The sequence below is a fragment of the Terrisporobacter muris genome (genome assembly GCF_024621905.1).
GTDB classification, from domain to species: Bacteria; Bacillota; Clostridia; order Peptostreptococcales; family Peptostreptococcaceae; genus Terrisporobacter; species Terrisporobacter muris.
Window position 1 is genome coordinate 1 of sequence record NZ_JANKBY010000600.1, and the last position, 1035, is coordinate 1035.

A 1035-nucleotide genomic window follows, 5' to 3' on the forward strand; every position below is an offset into this window, starting at 1 on the left:
TAGCAATCAATACTACATATAGTTGTTATTATATTTTAAAACACTATATGTAGTATATACGCATTTTTATATTAGTTTAAACTTTTTTATTTAATTTTTTTATTTTTTCACAAAAAAAATGGCATATCTCTTTGATATGCCATTTCCCCTACTTATATATTACAGTACCCTACTATTTTATAATCACTAGGTATTTTATAATCTTTATCTAAACTTCCCACATGCCATGTTAAATCAAACATTGTTGTATCTATTATTAGACTGAAATAAAGCATTGCTATTCCTGTGTCTATACTTCCTTCATAATCACTACTAAAGTCATCACTTTTAACTGCTAGTATAACCTTACCACCATCAATTATAAATCTCCATGGTTGTCTATTAAGACTAGATGGAGCCATTCTTGCATAAGAGAATGCATCAAGAAGATATCTTTCTTCCAGCTCAGTTACACTTGCATTATTTCCCCATTCATCCATGAATACAATTTCTTCCACACTTAATCTCTCTGATATACTTTTATTTTTAGAGTTTATATCATCTTCATAACCTAAAGCAATTATTGCTGTAACTTCTTTATCACTAGAAATGTTCAACTTTTCTTTTATATCTTTGCTATCTTTAAATGTTATCCAACAAGAATCAATTCCTAGATCTCTAACTTTTAATATTAATCTTTCACCAATATATCCACTATTTTCTATATAACCATTTTTCACATCTGAAAGTAAGATAATATAGTTTGGTGCTTGAATTAAAAATCCATTATATCCTGCTAATTCATTTATCTTTTCATAGCAATCTTTAAAGTCATACATTCTCATTTCAACTTCTATTTCCGGTAATAATTTTTTAGAATTGTTGATGTACTTTTCTATTTCACAAAAGTATTTAGAATCTATACTTGTATCTTTAAATTCTCTTACTGATTTTCTGTTTAATATAAGATTTTTATAATCCATAATATGTTCCCCCTGTTTTAATTTATAACTTATTACATATATACCCAAATTATATTTTGTTTAATTATTTTTT

1 protein-coding gene is annotated in these 1035 nt (G+C 25.8%); it reads right to left on the minus strand.

Annotated elements, in window-relative coordinates; genetic code table 11:
- Nucleotides 1-152: 152 nt before the first annotated feature.
- Nucleotides 153-962, minus strand: a complete 810-nt coding sequence (locus NSA58_RS20545) for a nitroreductase family protein (RefSeq protein ID WP_257560961.1) — start codon at nt 960-962, stop codon at nt 153-155.
- Nucleotides 963-1035 lie beyond the last annotated feature (73 nt).

Excerpts from the sequence above, each read along its gene's own strand:
- NSA58_RS20545 (WP_257560961.1), bottom strand. The coding sequence starts at position 962 with ATGGATTATAAAAATCTTATATTAAACAGAAAATCAGTAAGAGAATTT.